Here is a 14,797-nt window from a genome sequence, read left to right on the forward strand (position 1 = left end):
TTTTGTGTCTTATTTCTTGTCGACTGGCATTTTATCCTTTCTGTCTTTTGGAATAGGATTATCCACCAAGCCAGGATCTAAACACTGAATGGCACAGAAGCAGTTCAAATCAACTTCTATACAGAAGTGCGTTTTCTCAAGCGAGCAGACATTGGATAGCGACGTCGGATCAACACAGCAGTTGTGGGTAAATAATATCTCATCGGTTGGACGAAGTAATGATAAAGTGGCGCAGCATGAATTTTCATCGATGCTTTCTACTCTGAAAAATACGGTTTCAAATACGTCTGGATAGTCCGCAGTTAATCCACCTGTTGCCCAAAACATGTTGGCCTTTTTATCTTTAAGAATAAACGGGATGGTATCCTGAACCCGCCCTGGCTTTCTTGGATTCAACAAGTTTGTAAAACAACTGTTGTCACAGTTTCCTCTTTTTCGATCGTCAACGGCATCTTGTGCTTCCTGTATTGACAGTACCGCATCGCAGACGCAGTTGCCTGATTCAAATTCTTTGCGACCGCAACTCACATTGATCACTCCTTTAGGATTCCTTCATGGTTTCGATATATCGTATGTACGTTTATCCTAAAGCGTGTATGTTTCCTGTGATAAGCTTTTAATCCCGTAATATCAAGGGGGTTGAACGATTATCAACTGCAATATTATAGAGATGGCATACTTTTTTTCATTGGGGGTATAGAGTAGTAAATAACCCTGACGTCGAGCATCATTTGTTTTGTCGTTGATAAATGAAAGGAGCTGACCATTGGGCTATATTCCGATGCAAGCCAATGATATTGCTTTACAGTATGGAAGTCGTATTCAGTCGGTCCAGCCACTCGTAAAGGCGAATCCGCGTGTTGAGGCGATCACTGCACGAAACTACCGAAAGCGAAGGTACCAGTCCCTCCCATTAATGGTTTATCATGATGGGCGTAAGGTACATGAAATCGAACCGTATTCGAACGGAAAAGGCCAGCGTTTTGAGGCATTGGCATAAGAAGGTGAACCCTGGGCATACCATTAATCAGTGGTGTGCTTTTTTTCAGGTGAGAATTAAACGGAGAAGGTGACGTTGTGGCAAAAACATTAAGAACGGGCCACCCAATGATGATTGGACAGCCCCAACTCTACAAACGTTTTTCCATTACGACGTGGGGGATACCAGCGTCCAAAAATTCATCGGAAGTAACCTTGTACCCCAGCCGCTCATAGAAAGCAGTTGCGTGTGTTTGCGCGTTCAAGATCACCCCATATCCTCCTTGTTTAGCAACGTAAGCTTCAAGTGCATGCATAATCTCTTTCCCGAGGCCGGTGCCGCGAAATTCTTTTAAAACGCAGATGCGTTCTGCTTTTCCAAGGCCTTCATGAAAACGGACTCGACCTGCCCCCGCTCGTTTTCCGGACACCTCAGCAAGAAAGTGAACACTATCTTTTTCATATTCGTCCCACTCTTCTTCAGGTGGAACATTTTGCTCATCGATGAAAACCTTCGAACGGATCTCTCGGACACTTTTTATCTCTTCGTCGTTGTCTGCAATTTCTACCTTCAATGTTTTCCACTCCTTATCCGTGTTGAATAAACATAAAATGTAAGGCTTTATGGAGATCAGGTTCCCAAGTTCTCCATGTATGGTCCCCATTCTCAAAAATTTTATAGCGATAGTTTGAAACCTTATCCACGAGTTTGGCATGAAGATTTTCGTTCATGGTAATAAAATCCATGATCGAACCATCTGTTCCTTTCACTTCCTCCTCCTTAGAGCCGACTGTGTGGTAAATGGTAAGCCGCTCAAGTTCTGCGCTAGCATCAATCGTATTCAATAGCGTATCGTTCACATAGGGAGAATGCATCGCCGCGCGCGTAAAAGTGTCTGGGTACTTCAAGCATGCAAGAAGGGCTAAGGAGCCTGCTAATGAATCTCCCAACAACGTACGCCCGTCGGCTTCTTCCTGAAGTGAGAATTCACGTCCAAGATAGGGGAGAAGCTCTTCCGTTAAAAACTGTAAGTATTCGCCAGTCGCTTCACCGTCAGGGTGGTACCATTTGCGCCGTGCAGCTATACGTGGATAAGGAACACCAACAACAATCGTTTCCGGGCCTGCTTCATCTAAAATAAGGGTCTCTATTTTACGTCCGATTTTTCCAAGTTTAAAATAATCTTGTCCATCTTGCGCAATAGCCAGATGATAAGCTACTCCATCATGATAATTCGGAGGAATGTAAACAAAAAGTTCAAATTCGGTATCTAAAATGCTGCTTGAAAACGTGAGTGAGCGAATTTCTCCATCCATTTCAAATCCTCATTTCTATCAGTGTAAAAGATAATCTCGGTGGTATTGTATCATAGAAGCTGGAAACTCTGCGGAGATGATTGAATATGTTACCATGGGTAGTAATGCTTAATGAGTGCTTTTACATTGAAAATGCAAGTGAGATAAAAGGGGAATTCATATATGTCTACACCACGTTGGATATACTGGAAACAAACCTTCCGGTCCAAATTTCAAGCCGGATGTGTGAAGGCTAAATTGGAAGAAAACTGGAATAATGGGTATGAGATCGGTCCACTCGTTGAAATTATTCAATTAAAAAACGAGAAATACGTCGTTCGTTTTACGTATGATGAGTATATGTAAAGCCCCGCGGTCAGCCATTATGACCGACGGGGCCTTGTTTATTCGGAAGGATGAACCATTTTTGATGGATCGACCCATTCATTAAATTGTTCTTCGGTCAATTCACCGCTATGAATCGCTGCTTCTTTTAGCGTTAAGCCTTCTTCGTGAGCTTTTTTAGCGATGGCCGCTGCTTTTTCATAACCGATGTGCGGGTTCAATGCGGTAACGAGCATTAAAGAATTTTTCACGTGTGCCGCGATGTTGCCTCTTTCCGGTTCAATACCAACCATGCAACGGTCGTGGAAAGATTGCATGGCATCGGTAAGCAATTGGGTTGACTGTAAGAAGTTGTAAATGATCACGGGTTTGAAAACGTTCAGCTCAAAATTCCCCTGACTGGCAGAGAAACCAATGGTAGCGTCGTTCCCCATGACTTGAGCACTAACCATGGTAAGTGCTTCACTTTGGGTCGGGTTTACTTTTCCTGGCATGATGGAACTTCCTGGTTCGTTTGCTGGAATTGTCAACTCGCCAATTCCAGAGCGGGGCCCGCTTGATAACCAGCGAACATCGTTGGCAATTTTCATTAAGTCTGCGGCAAGTGCTTTTAAAGCACCGTGTGCATAGGTAGTATCATCGTGACTCGTTAAGGCATGGAATTTATTAGGGGCGGATCGAAACGACAAACCTGTTTCTTCGCTAATGAATGCAGCTGTTTTATTACCGAATTCAGAGTGGGCGTTGATGCCTGTTCCAACGGCCGTGCCCCCAATGGCCAGATCATTTAAGTGAACGATGCTTTCTGAGATCATTTTTTCACTTTTACGCAACATTTCTTCCCAACCGCTGAATTCTTGGCCGACCGTAAGTGGGGTGGCATCTTGCAGGTGCGTCCGCCCAATTTTAATAATGTCTTGAAATTGCGCTGCTTTCTCAGTAAGCGTGTTTTTTAAGGTTTGTAAGGCAGGGAGGAGCTTGTGATTGATTTCGGAAACAGCGGCGATGTGCATCGCTGTAGGGAACGTATCGTTCGAACTTTGGGAACGATTCACGTCATCATTGGGATGAATAGCTGCATCTTTTCCTTTTTCTTTCAGAATCTCCGTTCCGCGGCGTGCAAGAACTTCATTCATATTCATGTTCGATTGCGTTCCGCTTCCGGTTTGCCATACGACGAGCGGGAAATGAGAATCCCATTCACCAGCTATCACCTCATCGGCAGCCTGAGCAATGGCTGACGCTTTGTCATGATCTAAATTGCCGAGACTTTCATTGGCACGTGCAGCTGATTTTTTTAATATGGCGAAGCCGTATACAACTTCCTGCGGCATGTGTTCTTTACCGATTGGAAAGTTACGCAAACTTCTCTCGGTTTGTGCACCCCAATGCTTGTCTGCAGGTACTTGCATTTCTCCGAGTGTGTCTTTTTCAATACGATAATCCATGAACATCTCTCCTAGAATTTAGCGTAAGTATGTGCCCCCTTCTAATCATAAACCACTTTCAATCTGTAAAAAAGGTTCGAAACGCTTGAAAAGAAAAATACAATAAACATAGATTTGTTTTAAAGGAAAGAGGGTAGGGAAATATAGGGATAAATAGAGAGGAGAGTGATGATATTGACAAGACAATTCAACATATTGGGGATTAGTGGAAGCTTACGCCGGAACTCTTTCAATCGTCATATATTAAAAGCAGCAACAGAAATGAGTGAAGACCATGTAACCATCCATACGTATGACTTATCGGTTTTACCGCTTTTCAATGGAGATTTGGAAACGGGTGGGGATCCGGAGGTCGTTAATGCTTTTAAACACGCACTCACTGAAAGTGATGGCCTTTTCATCGTGACCCCCGAGTATCATCAAGGTATGCCAGGGGTCTTGAAAAATGCAATTGATTGGGCAGGGAGTGACGCTAACCATAACGTACTTAAAAATCTTCCTGCAGCAGTCACTGGTGCCTCTCCAACCATGCTCGGTACCGCTTTTTCACAACAACAGGTGAAACAATCGCTCACTGCTGCCGGCTCTTTGGTCATGCAGAAGCCAAGCGTATTTATATCATTTGCAAATCAAAAAATAGGGGAAAATGGTGATATCACTGATGAAGATACAAGTGCGAGGGTCAAATCGTCGTTGAGGTCTTTTACGAAGTGGATTGATGATAAGGGTAAATAATAGAAAGCTGGGCGAAAGTTATTCTAGCGCCCAGCTTTCTATTATTAAATCAAACTAAGAATAAAGCTAATGACAACAATAGCTCCAATGATCATGAGTATAGTTCTGATCAATTATGACACCTTCCCTTAATGGTTTTTATCATCTTTTTCCTTTTTCAGACCTAACTTAAACGGATCACAATGAAATTGAGGCGAATGGCAGAGTTCGAACGTGAAAATCTATATTTTTTATGCTTGAGGATGAGTTTTACTAAGTATAAAGGAGAATATAAATTGAAAAGTACTGTCAATTTGAAAGAATTAGCCATTGCCACCGATTTTGACTCCGATGAAGCGAAGCAATTTGTTAATAGGAAGACGGGGGAAATTGAAGTGGTTTTTGAATCGACGTTAGGAAAAGCTGAAAAACGAAGAACCGCATGATGAAGAGATAGAATGGCACAAGGAAGAACGGCAGTTAGAGGATGCCATCATCGACGATTTTGATACGTATGTCCCTGTACCAGAAGGATTTGAAATCAACGACTATCATCTAATGGAAACGTTCATAGCTACACTGGAAAGCGAGCACAAGCAAGAGAAATTAGCGCGGACCATCCAGGGAAAGGGAGCATTTCGCAGGTTTAAAGATCTTGTTATTGAATTGAATGTGGCAGATGAATGGTACGATTACCAAGAACAACAGTAGATCCAGTTGCCAGACAGTGGTGTGAAGATAATGATATTTCCTATAGAGAATAAACAAGGAATATGAGAAAGGTAAACGAAGATCAGCTTCAACGCTCTTTGAAAGAAAGATGCCGCCCTTTTTTCAGGACGGCATCTTTCACACTTCCTGTTTTTGAATTTTCGTTTCATTTCCGTATTCACGGTATGCACCGTGCCAGACAGCGCCTACGTACTCATTCATTCGCCATCCGTGGGTGATGGCGGCTGTGACGAATTGTTTGGCGGTTTCGATGGCGTCGTGTACATTTTTGCCTTTGGCGAGTTCAGCTGTAATCGCCGCTGCAAACGTACATCCGGCGCCGTGGTTATAAGTGGTATCAATTTTTTCTGTTTCAAGCCGTTTAAATTCCTTGCCATCGTAGACGATATCAATGGCCTGATCATGTTCAAGCTGCTTGCCGCCTTTGACAACCACGTACGTTGTACCGTTCTCATGGATGCGTGCGGCAGCTTCTTTCATCCCGTCGATGGTGGTAATCGTTTTCATTTGTGCAAGCTGAGATGCTTCAAATAAATTCGGGGTAGCGATGAGAGCTTTTGGGACGAGTACTTCTCTCAAGGCATCAGCGGTTTCAGGATGGAGAACTTCATCCTCTCCTTTACAAACGAGGACAGGGTCAATGACGGTTTGTTTTAAATCATACTCTTCGATTTTTCGGCCGGCCAATTCTATGACATCAACGGAGGCGAGCATGCCGGTCTTCATGGCATCAACACCGATCGAAAGGATCGTTTCCAGCTGTGCTTCAACCGTTTTTACATCTTGTGGAAACACTTGATGATCCCAACCTTCGGGTTTCATGGCAACGATGGTCGTTAATGCATTCATGCCATACACGCCAAGATCCTGGAAAGTTTTTAGATCTGCTTGGATACCGGCGCCACCACTTGAGTCAGAGCCGGCTATCGTTAACGCTCTTTGAATGGACATCTTTATACTCCTCCTTGAACGCCTCTCGTGAATAGGACGTTGTTTCTATTTTTCTCTATTATAAGCCTAATATCCATCTTTGGACAACTTACAGTGATTGATGAGTAATACGTACGGGTATGAGTTACATAAGGAGGCTGAATGATGAGTATTTATGATATGAAAGTTGAATCCATGGATAAAGGTAAACATTCTTTACGGCTGTATGAAGGAAATGTCCTTCTTATTGTGAACACGGCGAGTAAGTGTGGATTTGCCTCGCAATTGAATGCTTTGCAAACATTATATGAACGTTATCAAGAACAAGGTTTCTACGTTTTAGGGTTTCCGAGTAATCAGTTTATGAATCAGGAACCATTAAGGGATGAAGAAATACCCGAGCATTTTCAAGAAAAATACGGAGTGACCTTTCCTTTATTTAAGAAAACAATGGTCCGCGGTAAAGACATTGACCCTTTATTTCAACATTTAACGGAGGAATCAAAAGGTGTAGGTTCAAATAAAATAAAATGGAACTTCACAAAATTTCTCGTTGGACGTGACGGAACGGTATTAAACCGTTACTCACCAAAAACCGATCCAGATAAAATAGAAAGTGACATTCAAGAAGCAGTAAACCGCTGATGGGAGAGAGTCCCGCGGCGGTTTTTTTGTTCGGCACTGTTTTCTGCGATTCAAAGAGATGGCTTTTCTCCAAGAATATAAATATTCTTGTCCGTAAACAGACATAGTTGCCAAGCATTTGCATATTCCTCAAAGTAAAGACCCGTCTACATTTTGCAAATAGGGAATACAATCAAAGGAGGAAGTCACTTGCAAAAAAGGACATGGATGTGGGTGTTCAGTATCGTCTTGTTAATAACGGTGTCGGGGTGTGGTTGGCTGGATCAAGCGACTGAAACGGCTGCAGAGAATGGAGATGATCTACAGGAATATGGATTAAATCTACATGATTTCTCGTACACCAACCAGTTCAATGAGGTAGTCACGAACCAGGATTTAGAAGGGGAGTATACGCTCGTCAACATGATTTTTACTCGTTGTCCAACTGTTTGTAATTTAATGACTCCTAATATGACACAGTTACAGACTGATTTGGCTATGGAAGATATTGATGTTAACCTTGTTTCGTTTACCGTAGATCCAGAGTATGACACACCAGAACGGTTAAAGGATTATGGAGATCAATACGAAGCTGACTATTCGAACTGGAATTTTCTTACGGGTTATAGCTATGGGGATGTGGAAGAATTTGCAACCAGCACATTCAATAGCACTGTCGTTCCAGCAACTGACGAGGAGGACATCGTCCATTCCACCGACATCTTTTTAGTAGATGATACAGGGCAGGTTATTCAGCGATATGATGGATTAGATGTAAATACCGATCCGATTTTGGAAGATTTAAGAGCTTTAACAGGAAATGAATAAAGACGAAAAAAGAACAGCCAGTTGTGGCTTGTTCTTTTTTTGCAGGTAAGAAAGTATAAATCAACTTTCTTACCTGCATAAGTGCAACTAAGGCTTTCGCCATAAAAGCTTGGCGAAAAGCCAAGTTTTCTAACAAAGGAGCTCGAATGTAGGGTTTAAGAATTTCAGTTTAATATCAACCAAGGCAGTGATGAGAAGAGAAAACACAATCCAGGATTTTTAAAGTGTCAAAGGAGTAAAAAAACACTCTAATACTCATATATATAGGTTGGATTTCAAAAAAGGGGGACGTGATGATCAATCACTATTCGACGCTCAAACCTTCGTATCGCGAAGATCTTCGAGAGTTTTCGAAGAAAGAGTATAACAAATTCGTATCTTTAAATACGGTGAATGATTGGTCACAATTGAGGTGGAAAAATGTCGGCAATCCTTATATCGTCCATTCGTTTGCACAAGAGAAAAAAGATTGGGAGAAAGAGCATAACGAGGCATTGCCTGTCTACACGTCCTGGACGATGTTCAATCGTTCGTTCCATTCCTGGTTTGTAAAAGATGTTCCTGCTGAGATGAGTGCAGCGAAGAAAGAATTTATACGGAGTTTGGGTTCGTTTCATCCTAACAAGGTAAAAGCAGCATTAGGGAATATCTCCCGTATTCATCTTTGGAACTACGTACATCGAATTCAAGATGGTATCTGGGATCCGCGTGGAAAAAGAGCCTTATTTGAAGGACTTGATGTGAAAAAGCCAAGAATTCTTTTTCTTGGTGCAGCAGAGGGTTATGAAGCGATGCAACTGGCAGCAATGTACCCGGGTGGGGAGATTGTATTCGTAGATTATGATCCATTTTGCAAAGACACCCGATTTGAAGAATTTCCTAATTCTTATCCATTTTTAGGGACGAACGAACAGACCGGTGGATATCGTATCTATTACAAAGAAGATTTTCACACGACATATCTTGTCGAAGACATTCGCAATCTTTCTTTCGGACGTGAGTTTGACATTGTTCTCAGTGTGGGAATGCTGGAACATTTTCCTGATGAGATGAAACCAGAGGTTGTGGGATGGCACCGGAAGTATTTAAAACCGGGAGGTTATATCATAATGACGACGCCGCGCGTGCAGCTTCGATCTAAATTGTATTACGAAATCATGGCAGATGTAATGAACCATACGTATCGTGAGTTGATGACAGTTGAACAGATGGGGCTCTACATGTATGAAAATGGCTTGGACATTAAGCGGCACGGATATATCAAAGTCCATAATGGGATAGTGGCTCAGGAAAAATCTGTAATCTGATCATTGTTCATACACCGTTCATAAATCCTTTCTATACTAAAAGGTAAATCATGTGTAACATGAGAATAGACAGGGTATAAGGAATGGGTATCCTGTAATTTTTAGGAATTTCAGAAAGGGTGACAAGTATGTTCGATATGTTATTCGCCTCACACCAGGGGTCATGGGCATTTGTGCCTATTTTGTTTCTGATCGCGTACTCTTTGTACCGGGCAGGCAAGAACACGGGTGGTAGAATCCTGCACATCATATTGTATCTATTTTATCTCATTATGATTGTAACCGGGGTTGGCCTTCTCATTGAATATAACTTTATGGCCATGTACATTGTCAAAGGCATTTTAGCTATTCTTCTTATTGGATTTATAGAAATGACTCTTGCCAAAACGAGACGGGGAGAAAAAACAGCGGTTGTGTTTACGCTCGTTGTCATTACTCTTATTCTGGTGGTATTACTTGGTTTTGGTGTTATTTCATTTTAAGAAAAAAAGCCGTGTGGATGTTAATGTTTCCACATGGCTTTTTTTATCTCTTCCTTTTCCAACATCGCAAGATTAGTATCCTTGCACCAGCTATGAGATGTGCGCTTTGTGTCACAGGTCGTTTAACTTCTGGTTTACCTTCTCGTGTAATATCCTAAATCTAATTAGAGCTAGCGAAGAGTGTAACGTACAAACATGAAAAAGAGGGGACGAAGTCATGCCATATTATAGCGTGAACGGGACTGATATCTATTACAGTATGCGTGGGAAAGGGCCAGCTCTTATTTTTACACACGGTGCTTCTTGGAATCATGAACAGTGGGTAAATCAAGTGAAATACTTTTCAAAAGGGTATAAGGTGATTGTTTGGGATCTGCGCGGGCATGGATATTCTAGCCTGCCGCAAGGGAGGGTGGGTCATTCAAGTTTCAGCCGCGACCTGATTGCACTTTTAGATCATTTACAGGTGGAAAAGGCGATATTGTGTGGTCATTCCCTAGGTGGGCATATTTCCTTACAAACCGCGGTGAAATACCCTGATCGAGTCGAGAAGCTTATTTTGATTGGAACGCCTTTTACCAATCGTTTTAATCTTTGGGAGAAATTTTCCTTGCCCTTGAGTCGGTTATGGCTTCAGGTTCTTTCGATGAAAAGGATCGGCAAAATGAAGGGAAAAAAACAATCCACATTGAATCCTAACAATCGTTTCTATATTGAATCAGCTACAGCTATGATCCCCAAACAGGAATGGAAGCGGGTATGGCAAGCGGTCATACAGATGGAAAGCCGGGACGATCTAAAGAAAATTTCCTGTCCTACTCTCCTTCTTTGTGGAGATCAAGATAGAATGATGCTTCGCCAACAAAAAATAATGGTGGATGAAATCCCTAAAAGTAAGTTCATTTTGATCAAAGACGCACAGCATGGCACAAATCTTGATCAATCAGATGCGGTTAATGAGTCTATCATTCAATTTATCGAGTAAATTAGGATAAATGTGTATTGACTTTTATGTTATTTCTGCATAAAATAATCACATAGATTCTTATAAATCCGATGAACTTAGTTAGTATTAAATGAATCTTTACTTTTCAGAGGATGGAGACGTCGGTTTTTCAAAAGATCGAAGGGGGCATGGAACATGCTTACGATTTCGACACTCACCGATCAAGACATTCAACATTTAAATGATCAGGTATTAATGGATAAAAGTGCAAAAGATGTGTTGACCTGGTCTTATGAAACGTTTGGGGATGAGCTCGTTTACTCTTGTAGCCTGGGAGCAGAAGGAATGGTGCTTCTTGACTTAATTGAGCAAGTTCATCCAGGGGCAAATGTCATTTTCCTCGATACCGGTTTGCATTTCAAGGAAACGTATGCGTTGCTTAATGACGTCCGGGAACGCTTTTCTACGTTAAACATAAAGGCGTTGCTTCCTGAAAATACCGTTGAGGAACAAAAGGAGAAATACGGGGACCGTTTATGGGCGCGGAATCCGGATCAGTGCTGTGCTATGCGTAAATTTGAACCGCTTCAAAAGGAGTTGTCTAAATACACTGCCTGGATTTCCGGGTTGCGGCGGGCGCAGTCACCGACGCGGGCACATACTCCATTTATAGGGAAGGATCATCGTTTTTCTTTGTTAAAAATCTGCCCGCTTATTCATTGGACACAAGATGAGGTCTGGGACTACATCTATAAAAATAACTTGCCCTACAATCCATTACATGAGGAAAATTATCCAAGTATTGGCTGCGCTCCTTGTACCGCGAAAGTTCTTGATGGGGGCGATGAGCGAGCCGGAAGATGGAGCGGCATGGAAAAAACGGAATGCGGACTCCATTGGCCTGCAGAAAGTGAAAGGGAGGATGAAGTATGACAACAAGTATTCCACATGGAGGAACATTGGTAGATCGACGTCAGTATGGGGGCGAATTACCCGAAAACGCGATTCATATTCCGCTAGATGATGTGGCATTAGCAGATCTTGAACTAATTGCAAATGGGGCCTATTCGCCCCTTACTGGATTTATGACCCAGGCCGACTACGAGCAAGTGGTATCATCTATGAAATTGGAAAATGGTCTCTTATGGAGCTTACCGATTACTTTACCCGTTACAGAATCTCTGGGATCCGAATTAACCATTGGGCAACCAGCAGTTCTGGAAAAAGATGGCGTGCCGTATGGCTGGATCAATATTGCTGATATTTATCGCCCCGACAAAGAAGTAGAGGCGGCACAGGTCTATAAAACAAGTGACGACGCACATCCCGGGGTGAATCAAGTCTACACACGACCAGAACTCTATGTAGGTGGGGAGATCACTCTAACACGCCCTGTAGAACATGGATTATTTGAAGCAGAAGCCCTGTCACCTGAGGAAACAAGGGCAGTATTTGTCGAGAAGAATTGGAAAACGGTTGTTGGTTTTCAGACTCGTAATCCTGTTCATCGTGCCCATGAATACATTCAGAAAACCGCACTTGAAACGGTCGATGGTCTGTTGTTGCACCCCCTCGTAGGAGCGACGAAGAAAGGTGATATTCCTGCGGATGTACGTATGAAAAGCTATAAAGTGCTCCTGTCTCGATATTATCCACAAGAACGCGTAAAACTTTCAGTATTCCCAGCGGCTATGCGCTATGCTGGTCCACGCGAAGCGATTTTTCATGCGCTTGTCCGAAAGAATTACGGTTGTACACACTTTATCGTTGGACGTGACCATGCGGGTGTCGGCGATTATTATGGAACATACGAAGCGCAGGAAATGCTTAAGCAATTTTCCGTTGAAGAGCTCGGAATTTCTCCGCTTTATTTTGAACATAGCTTTTATTGCAAGGCTTGCGGACAAATGGCAACGGCAAAAACATGCCCACATTCGAATGAAGAACATGTTATTTTGTCAGGGACAAAAGTAAGAGAAATGCTCCAGAATCAAGAAGCGCCGCCAAAGGAATTTAGCCGCAGAGAAGTTGTGGAAGTTCTTATGGATGCGTACAAATCAGAAGTTCCTCAATAAACGCCGTCATAGAAAGGAAGTTATACATTGGCTAATTCAGATATCGTTTGGCACGAGACGGCTGTCACAAAAGCAGAGAGAGAAAAGCAGAACGGGCACCCTGGCTTTGTGCTATGGTTTACAGGCTTATCTGGCTCCGGAAAATCAACACTAGCCAATGCGGTTGACCGTTATTTCTATGATCGTGGATACCGCAGTTACGTTTTGGATGGAGATAACATTCGCCATGGATTAAATCAGGATCTTGGTTTTTCTGCCGAAGATCGTGAGGAAAATATCCGTCGCATTAGTGAGGTTGCCCATTTGTTTGTGGATGCCGGCACGATCGTAAGTACGGCCTTCATTTCCCCTTATGAGACAGATCGAGCTAAAGCTCGCGAGCTGCTTCCCGAAGGACGCTTCATTGAAGTCTTTGTTGAATGCCCGCTTGAAACGTGTGAGGATAGGGATCCGAAAGGCTTATATAAAAAAGCACGCAGTGGAGAAATTCCATCATTTACTGGGATAAGTGCCCCTTATGAACTGCCGCGTAACCCGGAGGTAACATTAAGAACCGGAGAGCGTACAAGCGAAGAAAACGTACAAGATCTCATCGAAAAGTTAGCCCCACTGCTGCAGAATGAATGACAGGCGTCGCCTTTCAATAGGCGGCGCTCACTGTCTTATAAGGAGGTGCACGATATGGAAGGTAATGTAGCGATTGTTGGAGCCGGTCCTGGGGATCCGGGTCTGATCACGGAAAAAGGGAAGACATTATTGGAAAAGGCTGATGTGATTGTATATGACCGCCTCGTGCACCCATTGTTGTTAGAGCATACAAAGGAAGAAGCAGAACGAATTTATTGCGGAAAAATTCCTAGAGGGAAGGCCGTTCGGCAGTCTCGGATTCAAGAAATGCTTATGGATTACGCTCATCAAGGGAAGCGGGTGGTTCGCTTGAAGGGCGGAGACCCTGGGGTATTTGCCCATCTCGGGGAAGAAGCAGAAGAATTGAGTCATGCAGGTGTCTCTTACGAAATTGTCCCAGGTCTTACTGCGGGGCTTGCAGGTGCTGCCTATGCTGGCATTCCAGCCACCTATCGTTCTTTAAGCACGAGTGTTGCTTTTGTCACTGGCCATTGCCGAAAAAATGTGCCTTTGTCTGAAGTCGTCATCCCACAGGCAGACACGTTAATTTTTTACATGGGGATGCACAACCTCCCCTATTGGATGGAACGTTTGATCGCTGAAGGTTGGGATCCCGCAGGTTCAGTGGCCGTCGTTCAATGGGGAACAACGCCGAAACAGCGGGTAATCAACGGCCAGATTCAGTCGATCGCAAATGACGTAGATGAAAAAGGGATCACCAATCCGGCGCTTGTCATTGTGGGAGAGACGGCGAAAATGCATTTACATTTACAGTGGTTTGAACAGTTGCCCCTTCAAGGAACAAGCATGATGTGGGCAAGTAATGGGCAAGAAGGTGCAAAAAATGAAATGAAACGTTTAGGGGCACATGTATTTTCATATCCAAAGGAGAATGTAACGATCCGCCCTCCTAAGCTCCCCCTTGCTTTAACGGCTTATCAACGTGTGCATTTTGCAGATAAAGAAAGTGTTCCGTTATTTTTACAATATTGGAAGAATCAAGGATATGACTTTCGCATGTTGCCATCTTATGTAACAGGAGAAAATGAGGGGACAAATAGAGCGTTGGCAGCGAATGGTCTCCCTCCTGATGATGGAGAGGGAGAAGTAGAGCTAACGATTGAAAGTAAAACCGGGGCCGATGTGATTGGTGAACACTGGCAGATCGCTAAACGTGAGTCTTCTGTTGTCAAAGAAGAGGTGTTTGCACGTCTTGAAGAGGGAGAATGGATCAATACGATCTTGTTTACATCTTTCCAGGAAGTAGACACATTAAATCAACATCTGAAAGGCGGCCTGGCGAGATGGTGTGTCGATAAGACGGTTGTTGCAGCTGGTAAAGATACGGCTGATGCTCTACAAGCTCAAAATATAAACATTGACAGGCAAACGGACGGTACAAGTACGGAAGAATTAATATCTGTGCTTATGGCCCGTACATTGCAGACGACATAACCCGAGAGGA

General features: G+C 43.1%; 19 protein-coding genes. 14 read left to right on the forward strand and 5 right to left on the reverse strand.

The window, feature by feature from the left end; translation table 11 throughout:
• Positions 1 to 9: 9 nt before the first annotated feature.
• Positions 10 to 528, reverse strand: a complete 519-nt coding sequence (locus HNR44_RS02210; RefSeq protein WP_184402488.1) for a CotY/CotZ family spore coat protein — start codon at positions 526 to 528, stop codon at positions 10 to 12.
• Between the two features lie 238 nt (positions 529 to 766).
• Here HNR44_RS02210 and HNR44_RS02215 point away from each other — a divergent pair, with 238 nt between their 5' ends.
• Positions 767 to 1,000, forward strand: coding sequence for a hypothetical protein (locus HNR44_RS02215; RefSeq protein WP_184402489.1), 234 nt, complete (start codon positions 767 to 769; stop codon positions 998 to 1,000).
• A 130-nt stretch (positions 1,001 to 1,130) separates the two neighbouring features.
• Here HNR44_RS02215 and HNR44_RS02220 read toward each other — a convergent pair whose 3' ends face one another.
• Entirely contained in the window at positions 1,131 to 1,553 is a 423-nt protein-coding gene (locus tag HNR44_RS02220; protein WP_184402490.1) for a GNAT family N-acetyltransferase, read from the reverse strand.
• A 13-nt stretch (positions 1,554 to 1,566) separates the two neighbouring features.
• The gene (locus HNR44_RS02225; protein ID WP_184402491.1) at positions 1,567 to 2,295 is read right to left on the reverse strand and encodes an alpha/beta hydrolase; all 729 of its coding nucleotides are present in this window, start codon (positions 2,293 to 2,295) and stop codon (positions 1,567 to 1,569) included.
• 162 nt (positions 2,296 to 2,457) lie between these two features.
• Between HNR44_RS02225 and HNR44_RS02230 the strand changes: the two genes are divergently transcribed.
• Complete coding sequence (locus tag HNR44_RS02230) at positions 2,458 to 2,640, forward strand: hypothetical protein (RefSeq protein WP_184402492.1); 183 nt, start codon at positions 2,458 to 2,460, stop codon at positions 2,638 to 2,640.
• A gap of 38 nt (positions 2,641 to 2,678) precedes the next feature.
• On the opposite strand, the gene fumC is transcribed toward HNR44_RS02230, so the two are convergent.
• On the reverse strand, positions 2,679 to 4,067 hold the full coding sequence (gene fumC / locus HNR44_RS02235; RefSeq protein WP_184402493.1) for a class II fumarate hydratase: 1,389 nt from the start codon (positions 4,065 to 4,067) through the stop codon (positions 2,679 to 2,681).
• Positions 4,068 to 4,241: 174 nt separating this feature from the next.
• On the opposite strand from fumC, the gene HNR44_RS02240 reads away from it, so the two are divergent.
• The 3 genes from HNR44_RS02240 to HNR44_RS02250 all read left to right on the forward strand — a co-directional run bounded on the left by HNR44_RS02240 (position 4,242) and on the right by HNR44_RS02250 (position 5,492).
• Complete coding sequence (locus tag HNR44_RS02240; protein ID WP_184402494.1) at positions 4,242 to 4,802, forward strand: NADPH-dependent FMN reductase; 561 nt, start codon at positions 4,242 to 4,244, stop codon at positions 4,800 to 4,802.
• Between the two features lie 275 nt (positions 4,803 to 5,077).
• Positions 5,078 to 5,227, forward strand: coding sequence for a hypothetical protein (locus HNR44_RS02245; RefSeq protein WP_184402495.1), 150 nt, complete (start codon positions 5,078 to 5,080; stop codon positions 5,225 to 5,227).
• A 7-nt stretch (positions 5,228 to 5,234) separates the two neighbouring features.
• Entirely contained in the window at positions 5,235 to 5,492 is a 258-nt protein-coding gene (locus tag HNR44_RS02250) for a UPF0158 family protein (protein WP_343069412.1), read from the forward strand.
• Between the two features lie 138 nt (positions 5,493 to 5,630).
• Here HNR44_RS02250 and pdxK read toward each other — a convergent pair whose 3' ends face one another.
• The gene (gene pdxK / locus HNR44_RS02255) at positions 5,631 to 6,464 is read right to left on the reverse strand and encodes a pyridoxine/pyridoxal/pyridoxamine kinase (RefSeq protein ID WP_184402496.1); all 834 of its coding nucleotides are present in this window, start codon (positions 6,462 to 6,464) and stop codon (positions 5,631 to 5,633) included.
• Between the two features lie 141 nt (positions 6,465 to 6,605).
• Between pdxK and HNR44_RS02260 the strand changes: the two genes are divergently transcribed.
• From HNR44_RS02260 to cobA, 9 genes are all read left to right on the forward strand, one after another.
• The gene (locus HNR44_RS02260; RefSeq protein ID WP_343069334.1) at positions 6,606 to 7,088 is read left to right on the forward strand and encodes a glutathione peroxidase; all 483 of its coding nucleotides are present in this window, start codon (positions 6,606 to 6,608) and stop codon (positions 7,086 to 7,088) included.
• A gap of 189 nt (positions 7,089 to 7,277) precedes the next feature.
• Complete coding sequence (locus HNR44_RS02265) at positions 7,278 to 7,895, forward strand: SCO family protein (protein WP_246406929.1); 618 nt, start codon at positions 7,278 to 7,280, stop codon at positions 7,893 to 7,895.
• A 293-nt stretch (positions 7,896 to 8,188) separates the two neighbouring features.
• Positions 8,189 to 9,202 (forward strand): class I SAM-dependent methyltransferase, encoded by a 1,014-nt coding sequence (locus HNR44_RS02270; RefSeq protein WP_184402497.1) that lies wholly within the window; start codon positions 8,189 to 8,191, stop codon positions 9,200 to 9,202.
• Between the two features lie 128 nt (positions 9,203 to 9,330).
• Positions 9,331 to 9,684, forward strand: a complete 354-nt coding sequence (locus tag HNR44_RS02275; RefSeq protein WP_184402498.1) for a DUF1516 family protein — start codon at positions 9,331 to 9,333, stop codon at positions 9,682 to 9,684.
• 217 nt (positions 9,685 to 9,901) lie between these two features.
• Positions 9,902 to 10,669 carry an alpha/beta fold hydrolase gene (locus HNR44_RS02280; RefSeq protein WP_184402499.1) on the forward strand — a complete coding sequence of 256 codons (768 nt, stop codon included), beginning with the start codon at positions 9,902 to 9,904 and terminating at the stop codon, positions 10,667 to 10,669.
• A gap of 156 nt (positions 10,670 to 10,825) precedes the next feature.
• Entirely contained in the window at positions 10,826 to 11,563 is a 738-nt protein-coding gene (locus HNR44_RS02285) for a phosphoadenylyl-sulfate reductase (RefSeq protein WP_184402500.1), read from the forward strand.
• Positions 11,560 to 12,705 carry a sulfate adenylyltransferase gene (sat, locus tag HNR44_RS02290; RefSeq protein WP_184402501.1) on the forward strand — a complete coding sequence of 382 codons (1,146 nt, stop codon included), beginning with the start codon at positions 11,560 to 11,562 and terminating at the stop codon, positions 12,703 to 12,705. The genes HNR44_RS02285 and sat overlap by 4 nt, the downstream gene beginning before the upstream one ends.
• 27 nt (positions 12,706 to 12,732) lie before the next feature.
• A complete protein-coding gene (cysC, locus tag HNR44_RS02295; RefSeq protein ID WP_184402502.1) occupies positions 12,733 to 13,332 on the forward strand; it encodes an adenylyl-sulfate kinase in 600 nt (199 codons plus the stop codon).
• Positions 13,333 to 13,386: 54 nt separating this feature from the next.
• Positions 13,387 to 14,787: a uroporphyrinogen-III C-methyltransferase gene (cobA, locus tag HNR44_RS02300; protein ID WP_184402503.1), complete on the forward strand. Its 1,401-nt coding sequence runs from the start codon at positions 13,387 to 13,389 to the stop codon at positions 14,785 to 14,787.
• Positions 14,788 to 14,797 lie beyond the last annotated feature (10 nt).

It is taken from the genome of Geomicrobium halophilum (genome assembly GCF_014207655.1).
GTDB lineage: Bacteria > Bacillota > Bacilli > Bacillales > Marinococcaceae > Geomicrobium > Geomicrobium halophilum.